The 17,787-nt window shown below is 69.2% G+C and carries 16 protein-coding genes; 7 read left to right on the forward strand and 9 right to left on the reverse strand.

Annotated elements, in window-relative coordinates:
- Window positions 1-34: 34 nt before the first annotated feature.
- Both ACYVLP_RS22015 and clpS read right to left on the reverse strand, forming a co-directional pair.
- Window positions 35-763 (reverse strand): DUF2017 domain-containing protein, encoded by a 729-nt coding sequence (locus tag ACYVLP_RS22015; protein ID WP_460629441.1) that lies wholly within the window; start codon window positions 761-763, stop codon window positions 35-37.
- Window positions 763-1,068, reverse strand: a complete 306-nt coding sequence (gene clpS / locus ACYVLP_RS22020) for an ATP-dependent Clp protease adapter ClpS (RefSeq protein ID WP_452269645.1) — start codon at window positions 1,066-1,068, stop codon at window positions 763-765. Before clpS ends, ACYVLP_RS22015 begins: the two co-directional genes overlap by 1 nt.
- Before the next feature lie 97 nt (window positions 1,069-1,165).
- Between clpS and ACYVLP_RS22025 the strand changes: the two genes are divergently transcribed.
- Together ACYVLP_RS22025 and ACYVLP_RS22030 are read left to right on the forward strand one after the other, a co-directional pair.
- Window positions 1,166-2,482, forward strand: a complete 1,317-nt coding sequence (locus ACYVLP_RS22025) for a nicotinate phosphoribosyltransferase (RefSeq protein WP_460629442.1) — start codon at window positions 1,166-1,168, stop codon at window positions 2,480-2,482.
- A 3-nt stretch (window positions 2,483-2,485) separates the two neighbouring features.
- On the forward strand, window positions 2,486-3,079 hold the full coding sequence (locus ACYVLP_RS22030; protein ID WP_460629443.1) for an isochorismatase family protein: 594 nt from the start codon (window positions 2,486-2,488) through the stop codon (window positions 3,077-3,079).
- 103 nt (window positions 3,080-3,182) lie between these two features.
- Here ACYVLP_RS22030 and ACYVLP_RS22035 read toward each other — a convergent pair whose 3' ends face one another.
- From ACYVLP_RS22035 to ACYVLP_RS22045, 3 genes are all read right to left on the reverse strand, one after another.
- On the reverse strand, window positions 3,183-4,001 hold the full coding sequence (locus tag ACYVLP_RS22035) for a DUF6299 family protein (protein WP_460629444.1): 819 nt from the start codon (window positions 3,999-4,001) through the stop codon (window positions 3,183-3,185).
- Window positions 4,002-4,146: 145 nt separating this feature from the next.
- Window positions 4,147-4,908 (reverse strand): IclR family transcriptional regulator, encoded by a 762-nt coding sequence (locus ACYVLP_RS22040; protein WP_460629445.1) that lies wholly within the window; start codon window positions 4,906-4,908, stop codon window positions 4,147-4,149.
- Window positions 4,909-4,914: 6 nt separating this feature from the next.
- On the reverse strand, window positions 4,915-6,195 hold the full coding sequence (locus ACYVLP_RS22045) for a homogentisate 1,2-dioxygenase domain-containing protein (protein WP_460629446.1): 1,281 nt from the start codon (window positions 6,193-6,195) through the stop codon (window positions 4,915-4,917).
- A gap of 81 nt (window positions 6,196-6,276) precedes the next feature.
- On the opposite strand from ACYVLP_RS22045, the gene ACYVLP_RS22050 reads away from it, so the two are divergent.
- The 3 genes from ACYVLP_RS22050 (at window position 6,277) to ACYVLP_RS22060 (ending at window position 9,361) form a co-directional block, all read left to right on the forward strand.
- On the forward strand, window positions 6,277-7,134 hold the full coding sequence (locus ACYVLP_RS22050) for a hypothetical protein (RefSeq protein WP_460629447.1): 858 nt from the start codon (window positions 6,277-6,279) through the stop codon (window positions 7,132-7,134).
- Window positions 7,131-8,366, forward strand: coding sequence for a fumarylacetoacetase (gene fahA, locus ACYVLP_RS22055; protein WP_460629448.1), 1,236 nt, complete (start codon window positions 7,131-7,133; stop codon window positions 8,364-8,366). The genes ACYVLP_RS22050 and fahA overlap by 4 nt, the downstream gene beginning before the upstream one ends.
- A 218-nt stretch (window positions 8,367-8,584) precedes the next feature.
- On the forward strand, window positions 8,585-9,361 hold the full coding sequence (locus tag ACYVLP_RS22060; RefSeq protein ID WP_460629449.1) for a DinB family protein: 777 nt from the start codon (window positions 8,585-8,587) through the stop codon (window positions 9,359-9,361).
- A 355-nt stretch (window positions 9,362-9,716) separates the two neighbouring features.
- Here the strand turns inward: ACYVLP_RS22060 and ACYVLP_RS22065 are convergent, their stop codons facing one another.
- The 3 genes from ACYVLP_RS22065 to hppD all read right to left on the reverse strand — a co-directional run bounded on the left by ACYVLP_RS22065 (window position 9,717) and on the right by hppD (window position 13,600).
- Complete coding sequence (locus ACYVLP_RS22065) at window positions 9,717-11,279, reverse strand: DHA2 family efflux MFS transporter permease subunit (protein ID WP_460629450.1); 1,563 nt, start codon at window positions 11,277-11,279, stop codon at window positions 9,717-9,719.
- Window positions 11,280-11,393: 114 nt separating this feature from the next.
- A complete protein-coding gene (locus ACYVLP_RS22070; RefSeq protein ID WP_460629451.1) occupies window positions 11,394-12,227 on the reverse strand; it encodes an RDD family protein in 834 nt (277 codons plus the stop codon).
- A 134-nt stretch (window positions 12,228-12,361) separates the two neighbouring features.
- Window positions 12,362-13,600, reverse strand: a complete 1,239-nt coding sequence (gene hppD, locus ACYVLP_RS22075; protein WP_460629452.1) for a 4-hydroxyphenylpyruvate dioxygenase — start codon at window positions 13,598-13,600, stop codon at window positions 12,362-12,364.
- 108 nt (window positions 13,601-13,708) lie between these two features.
- Between hppD and ACYVLP_RS22080 the strand changes: the two genes are divergently transcribed.
- Both ACYVLP_RS22080 and ACYVLP_RS22085 read left to right on the forward strand, forming a co-directional pair.
- Complete coding sequence (locus ACYVLP_RS22080; RefSeq protein ID WP_460629453.1) at window positions 13,709-14,209, forward strand: Lrp/AsnC family transcriptional regulator; 501 nt, start codon at window positions 13,709-13,711, stop codon at window positions 14,207-14,209.
- A gap of 35 nt (window positions 14,210-14,244) precedes the next feature.
- Entirely contained in the window at window positions 14,245-15,555 is a 1,311-nt protein-coding gene (locus ACYVLP_RS22085; RefSeq protein ID WP_460629454.1) for an alpha-amylase family glycosyl hydrolase, read from the forward strand.
- Between the two features lie 153 nt (window positions 15,556-15,708).
- Here ACYVLP_RS22085 and ACYVLP_RS22090 read toward each other — a convergent pair whose 3' ends face one another.
- Entirely contained in the window at window positions 15,709-17,562 is a 1,854-nt protein-coding gene (locus ACYVLP_RS22090; RefSeq protein WP_460629455.1) for a bifunctional metallophosphatase/5'-nucleotidase, read from the reverse strand.
- Between the last annotated feature and the right edge of the window lie 225 nt (window positions 17,563-17,787).

A 17,787-nucleotide genomic window follows, 5' to 3' on the forward strand; every position in this document is an offset into this window, starting at 1 on the left:
GCCCCGCCCACGGCGGACCTGGGCGTCTCGTGTGTCACATGCGCGTGTCGCCCAGCCGGCCATCGTCGTCCAGGCCGCCGTCCACCCCATCGTCCGACAGGTCGTCGGACCGGTCGTCCCATTCGTCGTCGTCGGCGAACGTCGCCCCGATGTCGGACAGGTCAGTGCCCATGAGCGCGTGCGTCAGGGTCTCCTGCAGCCAGGTGAGGAAGTCGTACCAGGCCATCGCGTAACCGAGCGGGTCGTCGTCGTCGATGACCTCCATGGCCCGGTGCAGCGCCTCGGCGTCCTCCTCGGTGCGCATCCCCATGCGCTCGCCGAGCAGCAGCCGAACGTCGGTGAGCGCCATGAGGAACGACTGGGCCTGGTCGGGGTCGAGCTCGACGCGGTCCTTGGTCGACGCCGACAGGCGGGCAAGTGCGACGTCGAGGTTGGCGCTCTTGCGCTGGCGCAGCCCCTCCTCGGTGAGCCGGCGGAACTCCGCGGCGATCGTGTCGTCGCCGCGGTGGGCGTCGGGCAGGAGCCGGTCGAGTGCCGGGTCGCGCATCCCAATGACATCCGGATCGGCTTGTGCCGCCGCCGCCTCCGGGTCGAGGGAGATGCCAATCGACGCGGCGAGATCGTCGAAGACGTCGCCCGTCGGCTCGACCTCCGGCGAGAGCAGGATGCGCGTCTGCTGCATGAGCCCGAAGAGGACGGTGCGCTCGGTGTCGTCGAGGATCGCCACGTAGCGGCCGTCCTCGTGCAAGAAGGCTCGAGCCATCACTCGTCCTTCTCGAACGTCGCCCACAGGCCGAACCCCTGCAGGGCCTCGGCGTCGCGCTCCATCGACTCGCGCGGGCCGTTCGACACGACAGCGCGACCTTTGGTGTGAACATCGAGCATGAGCTTCTCGGCCTTGGCACGGGCGTAGCCGAAGTAGGTCTCGAAGACCCACGTCACGTACGTCATGAGGTTCACCGGGTCGTTCCAGACGATCGTGACCCACGGCAGGGCAGGGGCCACGACCTCCTCGGTCGCGACCTCCTTCTGCTCGACGGGAGCGAGCGACAGGGTGGATGACGTCACAGGCCAACCCTAATGGGGGTGCATCACAACGGACCCCTGCGTGGTGGCTGCCCTTGCCTCCGCGCCGAGCCGACCGGGCATGCATAGGCTTTGGGACGTGAGCCCGACGAGCCCTCGCGCCGCGAGCACGGCGCTGCTGACCGACCACTACGAGCTGACCATGGTCCAGGCCGCGCTCGCCTCGGGCGAGGCCGGCCGCCGGTGCGTCTTCGAGGCCTTCGCGCGCCGGCTCCCGGACGGGCGGCGGTACGGCGTGCTCGCCGGCACCGGGCGCCTGCTCGAGGCGCTCGAGAGCTTCAGGTTCGGCGACGACGAGCTGCGGTTCCTCGCCGACAACCAGGTCGTCGACCGCGCCACCGTGGACTGGCTCGAGCGGTACCGGTTCTCCGGGACCATCAGTGGCTACGCCGAAGGCGAGTGCTACTTCCCGCAGTCACCGGTGCTCGTCGTGGAGTCGAGCTTCGCAGAGGGGGTCGTGCTCGAGACGCTCGCGCTGTCGGTCCTCAACCACGACACGGCGATCGCATCCGCGGCATCCCGGATGACGACCGCCGCGGGCGGACGGCCCTGCATCGAGATGGGCTCACGCCGCACCCACGAGGACGCAGCCGTCGCGGCTGCCCGGGCGGCATACATCGGTGGCTTCGACGCGACCAGCAACCTCGAGGCGGGGCGCGCCTACGGCGTGCCGACCACGGGCACCGCGGCACACGCGTTCACCCTGCTCTATGACTCCGAGAAGCAGGCGTTCACCGCCCAGGTCGACTCACTCGGTCGCGGGACGACGCTGCTCGTGGACACCTACGACGTCAAGACCGCGGTCGACCTCGCGATCGAGATCGCCGGCCCCGAGCTCGGCGCGGTCCGGCTCGACTCCGGCGACCTGCTGATCCAGGCCCGTGAGGTGCGCGCCCAGCTCGACGCCGCCGGCAACCGCGACACACGGATCATCGTCACCTCCGACCTCGACGAGTTCGCCATCGCGGCGCTCGCGGCGAGCCCGGTCAGCGGCTACGGCGTGGGCACCGCCCTCGTCACCGGCTCAGGTGCACCCACGGCGTCCATGGTCTACAAGCTGGTCCAGCGCGAGGACGCGACCGGCGCGATGCAGGGCGTGGCCAAGAAGAGCAAGGACAAGATGTCCGTCGGCGGGCGCAAGTGGGCGATGCGACGGCTCAGCGACTCCGGGGTCGCCCAGGCCGAGGTCATCGGGATCGGCGACCGGCCGGCAGGCGACGACAACGACCGTCCGCTCATGGTCGAGCTCGTCCGCAACGGCGATCTCGTCGAGCGACCCGACATCCACGCCGCCCGCGACCGTCACGCCGTCTCGCGTGCCGAGCTGCCCCGGGTCGCCGCCCAGCTGTCCCGTGGCGAGCCTGTCATCCCGACCATCTACGAGCAGGAGGACTGAACCATGGGCGAACGCGCGCTCATCATCGTCGACGTCCAGAACGACTTCTGTGAAGGCGGCTCGCTCGCCGTGGCCGGCGGCGCCGACATCGCCCGCGAGGTGACCGAGCACGTCAGCCGGCACGCGGCCGACTACGACCACGTCGTCGCGACCGCTGACTGGCACATCGACCCCGGACCGCACTTCAGCCCGACGCCGGACTTCGTCGACACCTGGCCGGCGCACTGCGTCGCGGACAGTGACGGAGCCCAGTTCCACCCGCGTCTGGCCGGCGCCCTCGGCCACGTCGAGGCGGTCTTCCGCAAGGGTGAGCACGCGGCTGCATACAGCGGGTTCGAGGGGACCAGCGACGGCGCCGAACGAGCGAGCCTTGCGACCTGGCTCCGCGAGCGACACGTGTCCCGGGTCGACGTCGTCGGCATCGCCACGGACCACTGCGTCCGCGCGACCGCGCTCGACGCGAAGCGCGAGGGCTTCGACACGACAGTCCTGCTCGACCTCACCGCCGGAGTCGCACGCGCCACGACCGACGATGCGCTGTCACAGCTGCGCGAGGCCGGAGTGCACCTGCTCGGCTCCCCCGTCGTGGCCGGCTGACCCGTCGTGGCCGGCTGACCCGTCGTGGCCGCCCGGGCCAGGCGCACCGCGACCCCCTGATCGCGGCGCGCCTGCCCGGTCGCTCACAGGAGCGACCGCGACGTCACTTCCCGTTGCGGCTGACCTGGACCTTCTGCTCGACGAACTGCTCGGCGCACTCGATCAGGCCGCAGGCGAAGACGATGCTGACGTTCGCCGCCTTGCCCCCCGCGAAGAGCCCGTTGTCACTGGTGACGAGGGCCTGCCACGGGTGCGTGGCTCCGTCGCACTCGAGGCCGAAGAGGTCGAAGAACCCGGTGATCTTGACCCGGCCGACCCGCTGCACGACCTGCCCCGAGAGGTCGCTGAAGAAGTCGGCGTTGGTGCACGCGTAGGTGCCGGACAGCAGCATGCTGCCGTCCTTGTATGCCGACGCGCGCGATGACACGGTCAGCGCCGCCGTAGGCGACGGCGGAGCCTTGTCGAACGTTGCGACGAGGTTGCCGCCGACGACGCCAGGCGTGTCGGAGAACGCCATGACGTAGTAGGTCGTGCCGGCGGGCCCACCGACGGTTGCGGTGACGCCGGGACCGCAGGCCACGAGCTCCCCACCGCTCGTCGGGTCACCCTGCACGATCATGGCTCCGGCCGAGAAGTCCGAGCCACTGACGTCGACGACGAGGCCCGCCCCGGTCGTGTCGGTGTAGGTGAACCAGACACTGCCGTTCGTGACGGGTGCTCCGCAGTTGGCGTTGAGGCTGGCGTCGAGTGCATCCGTCGTCGCCTCGGTCGTGGACTGGCTCTTCGTCGTCGGGACGCTGGTGATGGCGACCGCCCCCGACGGCGTGTCGTTACCGGGCGGTGCGGCCAGGGCCGTGGTCGCCGCCGCCGGGACGAGTAGTGCGGCCGTGACGGCCGCTACGAAAATGTGTCTTCCCCTCATGGTGTATCCCCTGCCGATCGGGGCGCTCGTCGTTGAACGCCTGCATGCATAGGACACCGCTCGAGGCCAAACGGTTGCCACGGGAGCGAAACCCTGACCAAACCTTTAAGGTCGCACGCGGCAGGGCGCTCGAGGCGGGACCCGCTCAGCGCAGGACGGATCGCAGTGCACGGGCGGCGCGCTGCAGCCGTGGGCCGACGGTACGCGCGTCGAGCGGCTCGAGGGACACGACCCCGACAGAGGCCTCCACCGCCGGAGCGGGCCGCTCACCGGGCCCGGCCGCTTGGCCGGAGATCGCCACGACGGGGACGGCGAGCCCGTGGGCGCCGGCCTGGAGCTCGCTGTCGGTCGCGACGACACCGGACCGGCCGGCGCGGCCCGCGAGGATCGCGCGTCCGGCCGCACCCTGGTCGAGGCGGTGCCGTGCTCCGGACCGGTAGGCGACATGCAGGTCGGTCCACGACGGCTCGACGACGACGAGTGCCAGGGCCTCGTCCCCCTCGGCGATGGTCAGGTGTGCGGTGGCACCGACGGCGTCCGCCAGCTCGCGCAGCACCGGGCGGGCCTCGTTGCGCACGATGGGCGTCACGGCGGCTGCCAGCCGGCTGATGCCCAGCGCGAGCCGGACCTTTCCGTCCGCGTCGCGAGAGACGAGATGGTGCTCCTCGAGCGTCGCCACGAGACGGTAGACGACCGGACGGCCCACGCCGAGAAGGGCGGCCAGCTCGGTGATCGTGGACCCAGCGGCATACCCGGGACGGGCCAGCAGCTCGAGCACGCGGATCCCACGGTCGAGCGTCTGTGACGCCTCGGGCCGCCCAGGCCCCGAAGTGTCGGATGTGCTCGATGTGCTCGGCTGGCGTGCCGCGCCCGGCGAGCCCGATCGGCGCGATGCCTGGGCGACCACCCGGGCTCAGCCCTCGGAGTGGACGCCGCGGCCGGGCTCGGCGCTCGCCCGCGACATCCCCTTGGACCACGACATCGCGTAGAGACCGTCGTCCACGGCGAGGCCCGCCTCGCCGAGCTCGAGCGGCCGGAAGGTGTCGACCATGACGGCCAGCTCGTCGAAGCGCTCGACGCCGAGCGACCCCTCGGTGGCGCCGGGCTGGGGACCGTGGGCATGGCCACCGGGGTGCACCGAGATCGAGCCCTTGCCGATGCCCGAGCCCTTGCGTGCCTCGTAGTCGCCGTCGACGTAGAACATGATCTCGTCGCTGTCGACGTTCGAGTGGTAGTAGGGCACCGGGATGGCGAGCGGGTGGTAGTCGACCTTGCGCGGCACGAAGTTGCACACGACGAAGTTCCAGCCCTCGAAGACCTGGTGGACCGGCGGCGGCTGGTGGATCCGGCCGGTGATCGGCTCGAAGTCGCGGACGTTGAAGACGTACGGGTAGAGGCAGCCGTCCCAGCCGACGACGTCGAGCGGGTGGAACGGGAGGGTGTGGACGGTCCCGACGACCCCGCCCGGACCGTTCCCGCGATGCTTGATGTACACCTCGGTCTCCTCGTCGGGACGCGCACCGACGTCCTCCGCGAGCAGCGGCCCCTCGGGCTGACGCAGGTCGCGCTCGCAGTAGGGGGCGTGCTCGAGGAGCTGGCCGTACTTGGACAGGTACCGCTTCGGCGGTGCGATATGGCTGTTGGCCTCGATGCAGTAGGTGCGCAGCGGGTCCTTCGTCGATCGTCGCGGCAGCCACCGGTGCGTCGTCGCCCTCGGGATGATGACGTAGTCGCCCTCGCCGACCTCGAACGAGCCGAACACCGTCTCCACGCGTGCCCGGCCGCGCTCGACGTAGACGCACTCGTCGCCGATCCCGTTGCGGTACCACGGACTTGGCTCGGCGGCCACCGCGTAGGAGATCCGGACATCGCCGTTGCCGAGCACGAGGCGCCGGCCGGTCACGACGTCGGTGCGCCGGATCGCCTTGGCGTCGAACAGGTCGTGCAGCTTGAGGTGGCGGGGCGTGAGGGGATGGTTCGGAGTCGTGGACTGGTCGGGCAGCTCCCAGACGGCCGCGCTGACGGTCGTGGACGGGATGTTGCGGTGGTAGAGCAGCGACGAGTCTGAGGAGAAGCCCTCCTCCCCCATCAGCTCTTCGTAGTAGAGCTCGCCTGGCGCCTTGCCCTTGCCAGGTCGGCGATGCTGGGTATGCCGCTTGGGCGGGATGCTGCCGACCGCGTGGTAGTGCGCCATGTGCCAAGCCCTTCCTCACCGCGTGTCCGATTATCGGACGTGTGTGTATCACTAATGCAACAGTGGAGTACGCTCCCGGTCATGTCAAGGACGCCGTTCGCGCCGCTGTTCGACCGGCTCGTCGACGACGCCGCCGTCTTCCCGCCCGGACTCGCGCCGGTCGACGTCGCCGTCCACGAGCATCTCGACCGCCGCTCGGGACCGTATGCCGCCCACATCGGGCCGCTGCTCGTGCCGGCCACAGCCGCCGGTGAGCTCGCAGAGCACGCGGCACGGGATGACCGCGCGGCCCGCGAGCCGCTCGAGGTCGGCCTCGTCGTCCGGCCCGACAGCCCGATCGACCCGCTCCTCGACGCGGTCGAGCTGCTCCGCGACGAGCCGAGGGTCCTGATCACGCAGGCAGAGCTCGGCTGGAGTGGCGAGTGGCGGCGGGCCCTCGCGACCGACCTCCCGCTCGTGGTCGAGGTCGGCGTCGGGACCAGCCGGGACGCCGCGCTCGACGACATCGCCGAAGCCGTCGACGACGAGCACGACGTGATGGCCAAGTTCCGCACCGGGGAGACGCCGGCCTGGCCCTGGCCGGACGAGCACGCGCTCGCCGCATTCCTCGACGACGTGATCCTGCGGGGCCTGCCGTTCAAGCTCACCGGCGGCCTGCACCACGCCGTGCGCCGCGACCACTCCGGCAAGCCGATGCACGGGCTGCTCAACGTCCTCATCGCGACCCAGCACGGCCTCGACGGTGCCGAAGCCCCAGAGCTGGCCAGCATCCTGGCGCGCCGCGACACCGAGATCGTCGCCTCCGCCGTGTCGGCGATCCACGCCGACGACGCCGTCAGGGTCCGGCGCAGCTTCACGGCATACGGCTGTTGTGGAGTCCTCGACCCCCTGACCGAGCTCGAGGCACTCGGCCTGCTGACCCCGGGAGTGAAGGCGTGACCTGGCTCGACATCCCCGCCGACCATCGCTTCGGCATCGACAACCTGCCCTACGGCGTGTTCAGCCGCCGCGGTGGCGGCAGCGACAAGAGGGTCGGTGCGCGGATCGGTGACCTGGTGCTCGACGCCGGCGCCGTCGCGGCCATCGGCCGTGACGCCGGCCTGGTCGGAGACGGCCCCGACCTTGCCACGGCGTGGCTGACCCCGAGCCTCAACGCGTTCCTCGCCCTGGGCCGGCCCGCCTGGACGGTGGCACGCCAATGGCTCACCGAGATCCTCATCGACGAGGTCCACCGGAGCGGGGTCGAGCCGCACCTGCATCCGCTCGACGACGTCGAGCTGCACCTGCCGGTCGAGGTGGCCGACTACGTCGACTTCTACGCCAGCGAGCACCACGCGACCAACGTGGGCAAGATCTTCCGGCCCGACAACGCGGCGCTGCCCCCGAACTGGAAGCACCTGCCGATCGGCTACCACGGGCGAAGCGGAACGGTCGTCGTGTCGGGCACCGACGTCGTGCGGCCGACCGGGCAGCGCAAGAGCCCCACGGACCCGGCCCCGGTGTTCGGCCCGAGCATCCGCCTCGACATCGAGGCCGAGCTCGGCTACATCGTCGGTGGCGCGACACCCCTCGGCTCGCGGGTCAGCGTCGACGAGGCGCCCGACCACCTGTTCGGCGTCGTCATCCTCAACGACTGGAGCGCGCGCGACATCCAGGCCTGGGAGTACGTGCCGCTCGGCCCCTTCCTGGGCAAGTCGTTCGCAACCTCCGTCTCCGCCTGGGTCACCCCGCTCGACGCGCTCGAGCCGGCTCGCGTCTCCCTTCCGGGACAGACTGATCCGCCGGTCCTGCGCTACCTCGAAGGGCGCGCTCGCGGCATCGACATCCACCTCGAGGTGAGCCTCAACGGCACCGTGGTCTCGCGGCCGGAGTACTCGACGATGTACTGGTCGCCCGAGCAGATGCTCGCCCACCTGACCGTCAACGGCGCATCTCTGCGCAACGGCGACCTCTTCGGCTCCGGCACGGTGAGCGGCGCGGAGAAGGACTCGCGCGGGAGCCTGCTCGAGCTGACCTGGAACGGCACCGAGCCCGTGACCCTGTCAGACGGGTCGACCCGAGGCTTCCTCGAGGACGGGGACACCGTGACGATGACCGCCTGGGCCCCTGGTCCGGGCGGCGCACGGATCGGCCTGGGCGAGGTGACCGGCACGATCCAGCCGGCGTCCTGACTCGTCCTGACTCGTCCAGAGCCGCCGCGGCCATGAGGCCAGACGGCCGCTGAGTCCCAGGGCCGAATGGTTAGGTGGGTCACCGGGCTGGGGCGTGTCAGACGGACCACTCGACCTGTGCAGCGCAGTCGTGTGGCCACGGTGGTGCGGCTTGGCCGACCGGTCCGCGTGCGATTCTCCGGCCGCCGATCGTCCGGAACCGGCGCTACGGTCGCCCCATGGCCGAACACAGCAACGAAGATCTCAGTGGATCGCGGTTCGAGCGGGTCGATCTGCGGGACAGCACGTTCCGGTCCACCGACCTGACCGGCTCCACCTTCCGCAACGTCGACTTCCGACATGTGCTCATGCGCGGCGTCGAGCTCGTGGATGTCGACATCACGGGCGAGCTGCTCGATGTGCGAGTCAACGGGGTTGAGATCGGGCCTCTGGTCGAGGCCGAGCTCGACCGACGTGACCCCGAGCGCGTCAAGATGCGCCCCACCGACGCCGACGGCTTCCGTGAGGCCTGGGACGTTGTCGAGCGGCTCTGGACGGGGACCATCGAGCACGCGAGGCGACGGGACCCGGACCAGCTCCATGAGTCCGTCGACGGCGAATGGTCGTTCATCGAGACCCTTCGACACCTGTCCTTCGCGACCGACGCCTGGGTGCGCCGTTGCATCCTGGGCGACCCGGCTCCGTGGGACCCGCTCGACCTGCCGTGGGACGAGATGCGCGACACTCCGGGCATCCCACGCGACCGGGAGGTGCGCCCGTCGCTCGAGGAGGTGCTGGAGCTGCGTCGCGGTCGCATGGCCACGGTCCGCCAGGTCGTCGACGGGCTCACGGACGAGTCCCTCGCCGCCCACACCGTGCCCGTGGACGGGCCGGGCTGGCCTCCTGCCGAGAGCTTTCCGGTGCGGGAGTGCCTCCTCATCGTCCTCAACGAGGAGTGGGAGCACCGCCGCTATGCCGAGCGCGACCTCGCCGCTCTCGAAAGTCGTAGCACCTGAGGCAGACCCGCCGAGCCGAGCACACGGCCAGACCGCCCTCCTCCCAGCCGAGTGGGCGCCCCGTCCCATGCGTAACGTAACGGGTGGTCACGTAACGGGTGGTGCTCGTGTGACCGGGCGCTCACTCGACGGGGTGGCTCCCCACAGTCGAGTGGGCGCCCCGTCCCATGCGTCACGTGACCGGTGGTTGTGACCGGTGGTGCTCGTGTGACCGGGCGCTCACTCGACCGGGTGGGTTCCCTGGGTCGAGTGGGCGCCCCGTCCCATCAGTCACACGCAGTACCGACGCACGAAAGAGCGACGGCCGGCCTGGTCGCGGGGACCAGACCGGCCGTCGGAACGGGCCGATGGCTCGTCAGTGCAGGACGGCGGGCGCGGCTACTTCGACCTCATCGTCGAGCAGATGCGACTCCTCGTGCTTGCGCGGCAGGAAGAGCGACGCCACGAACGTGACGGCGCAAAGCACCGCTGCGACGAGGAAGGTGCTGCCGAAGACGTTGGCCAGCGCCGTGATGGCTGCCAGCATGCCCTTCGGGCCGAGCTGCTCGGCGATCGCAGGGTTGGAGTGCGCGGCCACCGCGGCCCCTGCGAGCTGCGACTCCTTGACGTAGTTGGTGAACACGACCGAGATGACCGCAATACCGATAGAGCTCGCGATCTGCTGGGTGATGTTGAGCAACGTCGAGCCTCGGGCCACCTGGTGTGCACGCAGCGTCTTCAGCGCCGAGGTCATGACCGGCATCATCGTGGCACCCATGCCGAGACCCATGATGAACAGCACCGGGATGATGTAGCCCCAGTAGGACGTCGCCGGTCCGACCTGGGTCAGGGCGAACATGCCGCCCGTGATGAGGATGAGGCCGAACGGCGCGATGCGGCCGACCGGGAGGCGGTCGGCCAGGGCGCCGGCGATCGGCATCGTGATCATGGCACCGATGCCCTGCGGGACCATGAGGTACGCCGCGTGGAGCGGGTCCTCGCCGCGAACCTGCTGGAGGTACTGCGGGACCAGCAACAGTCCACCGAAGAACGCCGCGGCGAACAGGAACATGACGATCACCGCGACGGTGAGGTTGCGGTTCGTGAACAGCCGCAGGTCGAGCAGCGGATGCTTCGGCTTGAAGCTGTAGATCACGAAGGCGAGCAGCATGGCCAGGCCCACCAGGGTCGGTATGAGGACCTTGGTCGAGAAGAACGTGCCCTCACCCGGGATCGAGCTGATGCCGTACAGGAAGAGCGCCAGACCGGGCGACATGAGCAGCATGCCGATGAAGTCGAACGACTCGGAGGGCTCGGGCCGGTCGGACGGCAGGGCCCAGAGTGCGTAGATCACGGCAGCGATGCCAATGGGCACGTTGATCAGGAAGATCCAGTGCCACGAGTAGTTGTTGATGAGCCAGCCGCCGAGGATCGGGCCGAAGATCGGGCCGAGCAGCATCGGGATGCCGAGCACCGCCATGAGGCGGCCCATCCGGGCGGGTCCGGCCGCGCGGGTCATGATCGTCATGCCGAGCGGCATGAGCATGCCGCCGCCGAGGCCCTGGAGCACCCGGTAGCCGATGAGCATCTCGATCGAGCCGGCGGTGGCGCACAGAGCCGAGCCGGCCGTGAACAGGACGACCGCCATGATGTAGAGACGCTTGGTGCCGAACCGGTCGGCGGCCCATCCGGTGAGCGGGATGACGGTCGCCAGGGCCAGCGTGTAAGCGGTGACGGTCCATGCGACTGTCGAGTAGTCGAGAGGGTGCGACGGGTCGCTCGCGAACACGGTCTGGAACCGGGTCAGCGCGATGTTGACCACCGTGATGTCGAGGATCGACATGATCGCGCCGAGCACGACCACGCCCGCGACCTTGAGGACGGCACCGTCGATCTTCTCGGGATACTGGGTATTTATCGGTGGAGCAGATGTGGACACGGGTTGACTCCCCTGATCAACGGAAGGTGGAACGGCGTCGTTGCCGTGGCTGCGGTGTGACCCGCGCAAGACAACATTCTGCCTCGCACCCCCGACAACGGTGCAAACGACTTGTCAGCCCTGCTTCTTCGGCTGCTTGCCCTCGACCACCTGCGTCTTGGCCACCTTGTCGTGCAGCGCCTGCCGTTTGTCGTCCCAGAGCGGCCAGAGGTAGTCGATCAGGGTCAGCACGGAGACGAACAGCCCGGCGAGCGGGACGAGCCGGCGCGCCAACGAGGTGCCGATGCTGAGCGGGCCGGGCTGGTCCATCCGGCGCACGCTGATCCCGAGTGCCATCTTGCCCGGCGTCTGCGCGACGGTCGTCCAGAAGACGACGCAGTAGGCCGTCACGATCAGCCAGAAGACGATGTTGAACTGGAAGGTCGGGCCGATGATCTCCTGCGAGAGCCGGTTGGCCGCCGCGGTCTCGTTGCCGTTGGAGACCGCGTCCACGTAGTTGCTGATCGCCCTGCCCAGGTTCGGCGTTGCGGCCCAGGCTATGGGCAGGCCGATGACGGCCAGGATGACACCGTCGATGAGCCATCCGGCCGCCCGCTTGCCCCAAGAGGCGAGCGGCACGCCGTCCGCCGTGGTCTTGACGTTGTACATCCACTGGGCGTTCTGCGGAGCACCGGGGTACTGCGGCGCCTGCTGGTAGGGCTGGTACTGCTGCGGCTGCTGGGTCTGCCAGCCGCTCCCCTGCGGCATCGAGCTGGTCGGTGTCGGCACGCCCTGGGTCGTCCCGGCGTCAGGCGGCACCTGCCCCTGGTAGGGCAGGCCGATGGTGCTCTGCGACGCGGTCGGCGACTTCTTCGGCGCGGTGTGGTTGGTCCATGTGACGCCGTCCCAGTAACGAAGCATGTCGGGGTTGCTGGGGTCGTCGTACCACCCAGAGGGCTGCTGGCTCATACCCCAACTCTGCCACGCCCGGCGGACGCGTCCGCACCCGCCGGGACGATCGAATCAGGATCGTTGTGGCGCATCGTCACCTCGCGCGAGGAACCGCCCCGCGCAACAGCTCTGCACCCGCGCGGCCCGGCGGGTCAGAGGTTGCCGCGCTTGTCCTGCTCGCGCTCGATCGACTCGAACAGCGCCTTGAAGTTGCCCTTGCCGAAGCCGAGCGAGCCGTGCCGCTCGATGATCTCGAAGAAGACCGTCGGACGGTCGCCGAGCGGCTTGGTGAAGATCTGGAGCAGGTAGCCGTCCTCGTCGCGGTCGACGAGGATCTTGCGCCTCTTGAGCTCTTCGATGGGGGCGCGGACCTCGCCGATCCGGGCGCGCAGCTCCGGGTCGTCGTAGTACGTGTCAGGGGTGTCGAGGAACTCGACGCCCTCGGCGCGCAGTCGGTCGACTGTGTCGAGGATGTCGTTCGTGGCGAGCGCCAGGTGCTGGGCGCCCGGGCCGCGGTAGAACTCGAGGTACTCGTCGATCTGGCTCTTCTTCTTGGCGATCGCCGGCTCGTTGAGGGGGAACTTGACCCGGTGGTTGCCGTTGGCCACGACCTTGCTCATGAGCGCGGAGTAGTCGGTGGCGATGTCGTCCCCGATGAACTCCGCCATGTTCACGAAGCCCATCACCTTGTTGTAGAAGGAGACCCACTCGTCCATCCGGCCCAGCTCGACGTTGCCGACGATGTGGTCGAGGGCCTGGAAGAGGCGCTTCGGGGAGCCTTCGCGCTTGACGAAGGTGGACTGGGAGGGCACGTACCCGGGGAGGTACGGGCCGGCATACACGTGGCCGCCGACGCTGCGCTGGACCAGCGTGTGGCGGGTCTCCCCGTAGGCCGCGATCGAGGCGATCCGGACGGTGCCGTGCTCGTCGGTGTGGTCCTGCGGCTCGACGAGCACCGTGGCGCCGGCCTTCTTGGCCTGGGCGATGCAGCGGTCCACATCCGGGACCTCGAGGGAGATGTCCACCACGCCGTCGCCGTGCGCGGCGTGGTGCGTCACCAGCGGGCTCTCGGGGTCGACCGCACCCTTGACGACGAACCGGATGGAACCGCTCTTGAGGACGAAGGCCTTGTGGTCGCGGTTGCCGTTCTCCGGGCCGGAGTAGGCGACGAGCTCCATCCCCCACGCGCTCTGGTAGTAGTGCGCGGTCTGGGTCGCGTTGCCGACGACGAAGACGATGGCGTCCCAGCCCGTGACCGGGAAGACGTCCTTCTCCTCGTCGTACTCGACGAGTCCGACGAGCTGCTTGAGCTGCTCGAGGTCGAGGTTGGCCTCGCGCTCCTGGTCGGTCAGCTCGATGTGGGCGGCCTGAGACGGCATCGTGTCAGTCATGCCCCGAGCGTGCCGGGACCGTCCAGTGGTGGTCAACAGAAGCCGATGTGGCTGGGCACCATGCACAAAGTGTTGCCCGTATGCCGTCTCGTGCTGAACACTTTGTCCATGTCGTCCCAGCCCTCCCGCGTCGCCGTCGATGCGCTGGACTGCCGCATCCTGCTGCTGCTCCTGCGCGAGCCGGGCGTCGGGGTGCTCGGCGCCTCACGCCGCCTCGGCGTGGCCAGGGGCACCGTGCAGGCTCGCCTCGACCGGCTCCAACAGCGCGGCGTGCTGCGGTCCATGGCGCCGGACGTCGACCCGGCGGCGCTCGGCTATCCGGTGACGGCGTTCTGCACCCTCGAGATCCGCCAGGGCCGCGGCGGGCACTCCCCTGTCGTCGAGCACCTAGCGGCGATCCCCGAGGTCCTCGAGGCGCACACGATCACCGGCTCGGGCGACGTGCTGATCCGCATCGTCGGCCGCGACAACGCTGATCTCCAGCGGGTCATCGACCAGGTCGTCGACGACGAGCACGTCACCCGCGCGTCGACCGTGATCTCGCTCGCGACCCGCCTGGACCATCGCACCATTCCACTCGTGGAGCACCTGCTCGACACGACAGACTGAGCCCCCGTCCGGACCACCGAACCCCAGGAGAGCCCGTGCCCCTCAACGCCTACGAGCCGGCCCCCGAGATCCGCGTCACCCATCCCGAGTGGAGCCGGAGCGCGACGATCTACCAGATCAACCAGCGGCAGTTCACCCCGGAGGGCACGTTCCGCGCTGCGGAGGCGCATCTGCCCCGGCTGCGGGACCTGGGCGTCGACATCGTGTGGATCATGCCGGTCAACCCGATCGGCGAGGTCAACCGCAAGGGCCCGCTCGGCAGCCCGTATGCCGTCAAGGACTACCTCGCGGTGAACCCTGAGTTCGGCACGCTCGAAGACCTTCGCCACTTCGTGGCGACCGCGCACGACCTGGGCCTGCACGTCATCCTCGACTGGGTCGCCAACCACACCGCGTGGGACAACCACCTGGTCACCGAGCACCCGGAGTGGTACGCCCGCGACTGGAGGGGCGACTTCCGGCCCACCCCGTGGTGGGACTGGGAGGACATCATCGACCTCGACTTCTCCCAGCCCGGGCTTCGGGAGTACATGACCGAGGCGATGAAGTACTGGGTCCGCGAGGCGGACATCGACGGGTTCCGCTGCGACGTGGCCGGATTCGTCCCGGTCGACTTCTGGGACAACGTCCGCCGCGAGCTGGACGAGATCAAGCCCGTCTTCATGCTCGGCGAGTGGGAGGCCCGCGACCTGCACGTCGGCGCCTTCGACATGACCTACGCGTGGAGCTGGAACGAGACGATGCACCGCATCGCCAAGGGCGTCACCGACGTCGAGGCCCTCAAGGTGTACTACGCCTGGAACGACCGCTTCTACCAGCGCGACGCCTACCGCATGCTCTTCGTGAGCAACCACGACAAGAACGCCTGGGAGGGCACGGAGTACGAGCAGTTCGGCGACGCGCTCGAGCCGGCCATCGTGCTGTCCGTCGTCAGCGAGGGTATGCCGCTGATCTACAACGGCCAGGAGGCGGGCTCGGACAAGCGGCTCGCCTTCTTCGACAAGGACGAGATCGAGTGGCGGCAGGACCCGCAGGGCGAGCTCTACCGGCGCCTGTTCGCGCTGAAGAAAGCGCACCGCGCGCTGTGGAACGGCTCCTGGGGCGGGCGGATGGTCCGCGTGCCCAACACTGACGAGAAGTCGGTGCTCAGCTTCGTGCGCGCGGCCGATGGTGACCGGGTCTTCGCGGCCTTCAACCTCAGTGCCGCGCCGCAGACGGTCACACTGGGCGACGGCCCGCAGGTAGGCGTGTGGGTCGACGCGTTCGACGGCACGCAGGTCAGTCTGGGCCGGGACGACCGGATGACCCTCCCGGCGTGGGGCTACCGCGTCCTCGTCGGCGTCTGACCCGCGGCCACACAACGTCGAGTGGCCCCGCATTCACACCCGACCGGCGTGACAACGCGGCCACTCGACGTTGGTGGGCGTATGAAAACGACCACTCGACCGGGGAGCTCCCCAGTCGAGTGGTCGTTCTGATTCGGCCCGAGCCCTAGGACCTCAGGGGGTGATCGTCACCGGGGCACCGTTGCTGACGAGCTTCCAGTCCATGCTCGCGAACTTCGCCGGGTCGATGACCTTGTTGGCCGTCGCCCAGTCGATGAGCATCTGCCGGATCTCGATCTGGCGGTTGTAGACCACGGGCGCCGCCGTCACGTGCGGGAAGCCGCCACCGCCGGACTGGCGGTAGTTGTTGATCGCGATGACGAACTGCGCGTCCGGCGCGACGGGGCTACCGGCATACGACAGGTTGAGGATGCGCGAGCCAACCGGCTTGGCGATGTCGATGTCGTAGGTGAGGTCGGCGTCGAGCCCGCCCATGATGTCGTAGTTGTAGTCGGGCGTGCCGTTGTTGTTCGTGACGGCGGATGCCGCGAACGGGCCGGGGCCGCTGACCTGCTTGAAGTAGCTGGCGCTCTTCTCGAGGTAGTCCTTGACCTGTGCGCCGGTGAGGACGATGCCCAGCAGCGTGTTGTCGTAGATGTAGAGCCCGGCGACGTCGCGGATGGTCACGTCGCCCTTCGGGATGGCGGCAAGGGCGTTGAACGGCGCCGCGATCGACAGCACCGGCAGGCTCGCCTGCGGGGTGCCCGCGAGCGCGGCCTTGACGGCGCCGGCCTGCACGTAGTTGATGAAGTCCATCGCAGCGGTGTCCTCGTAGCGGGACGTCGCCGCGGACATCGCCTCGGCGCACGTGCCGACCACGCCGTTGACATAGCCGAGCACCTTCTGGTGCGCGGCCGCGACGGCGTTGGCCACCGCGGGGTCCTCGGGGACCGCGTTGGAGTTCCACAGCGTGGCCGCGGTGTTCACGACCTGCCACTGTCCGCGGACCTTCTGCAGGCTCAGCGTCATCTCGGCCACGCGCATGCCCCAGTAGAGCGGCTCGACCAGCAGCACCTTCTTGCCGGTCTCCTTGTTCGTGGCCCAGTCGAGGACCTCGACGTGGGAGTGGCCCACGAGGATCGCGTCGATGCCGGGGACCTCCTCGGCGAGGATCTTGCTGGCGTTCTCGACGTAGGGCAGGGCGTCGCCCCACGAGGACTGGCCGTTCGTGCCCGAGTGCGCAGACACGATGACGACGTCCGCGCCCGCCGCCTTGAGGCGAGGCACGAAGACCTTGGCCTGCTCGACGATGCCCGGGAATCGAAGCCTGCCATCGACGTTGGCCTTGTCCCAGATCGCGACGCCCGGCGTGACGAGGCCGAGGATGCCGACCTTGATCGGCTTGCGGTCCTCGAGCTTGACCGTCTTGATGACCCACGGCTTGAACGCCGGCGCACCGGACGTCCAGTCGACGGTGTTCGCCGACAGGAGCGGGAAGTTCAGCTGGCTCTCGAAGGCGCGCAGCGTCTCGATGCCGTAGTTGAACTCGTGGTTGCCGAGCGCGGCGGCGTCATAGCCGACCTGGTTCATGGCCGCAGCCATCGGGTGGGTGGAACCGCCCGTGATCGGGTCGATCTTGGCGTAGTAGTACGCGAGGGGCGTGCCCTGGATCGTGTCGCCTGCGTCGAGCGTGATGCACGAGCCGGCACCGAGCTCGGCGCGACGCATCTTGATGACCGACGACGCCTTGGCGATGCCGATGTCGTTGCTCTTGCTGTCGTTGTACTCGGCGTTCTTGAAGTAGTCCCAGTTGTAGACGTTGCCGTGCAGGTCCGTCGTGCCCAGCACCGTCAGCGTGACGATCTCACCGTCGGTGCCGGGGCCGAGCCCAGCCGCACCGGCCGGCGACGCGGCGGCGACCGTGGCGAGGCCGGCGCCACCGACAGCGGCCATCGCCAGGAGCTGGCGGCGGGTCGTCGGGGAGGAGATGAACGCTGGGGTCTGGTTGCTGTGCGGGTCAGTGGTCATGTCGTCCTTCGGTACGCGAGGGTGGTCGCGGGCGGTAGATGCAGACGGTTCTCGCCTGCCGTCCCCGAGTGCATGGCAGTGCCCCGTGACCGGGGCAGGCACCAGACCATAGCCCGCCCGACCATGAGTCTGGGGTCGTGGGGGCGACCGATTCGTGAACGGGACCTTCCACGCCACCGAATCCCCGGTCGATGTATTGCCGCGTCCCATACGTTCCGGCCATAC

Source organism: Intrasporangium mesophilum (assembly GCF_054783095.1).

Bases quoted from the DNA above. Each gene is read 5' to 3' on its own strand.
- ACYVLP_RS22015 (WP_460629441.1), bottom strand. From the start codon at position 763: ATGGCTCGAGCCTTCTTGCACGAGGACGGCCGCTACGTGGCGATCCTC.
- ACYVLP_RS22030 (WP_460629443.1), top strand. From the start codon at position 2,486: ATGGGCGAACGCGCGCTCATCATCGTCGACGTCCAGAACGACTTCTGT.
- ACYVLP_RS22035 (WP_460629444.1), bottom strand. From the start codon at position 4,001: ATGAGGGGAAGACACATTTTCGTAGCGGCCGTCACGGCCGCACTACTC.
- ACYVLP_RS22045 (WP_460629446.1), bottom strand. From the start codon at position 6,195: ATGGCGCACTACCACGCGGTCGGCAGCATCCCGCCCAAGCGGCATACC.
- ACYVLP_RS22050 (WP_460629447.1), top strand. From the start codon at position 6,277: ATGTCAAGGACGCCGTTCGCGCCGCTGTTCGACCGGCTCGTCGACGAC.
- ACYVLP_RS22060 (WP_460629449.1), top strand. From the start codon at position 8,585: ATGGCCGAACACAGCAACGAAGATCTCAGTGGATCGCGGTTCGAGCGG.
- ACYVLP_RS22070 (WP_460629451.1), bottom strand. From the start codon at position 12,227: ATGAGCCAGCAGCCCTCTGGGTGGTACGACGACCCCAGCAACCCCGAC.
- hppD (WP_460629452.1), bottom strand. From the start codon at position 13,600: ATGACTGACACGATGCCGTCTCAGGCCGCCCACATCGAGCTGACCGAC.
- ACYVLP_RS22080 (WP_460629453.1), top strand. From the start codon at position 13,709: ATGTCGTCCCAGCCCTCCCGCGTCGCCGTCGATGCGCTGGACTGCCGC.
- ACYVLP_RS22090 (WP_460629455.1), bottom strand. From the start codon at position 17,562: ATGACCACTGACCCGCACAGCAACCAGACCCCAGCGTTCATCTCCTCC.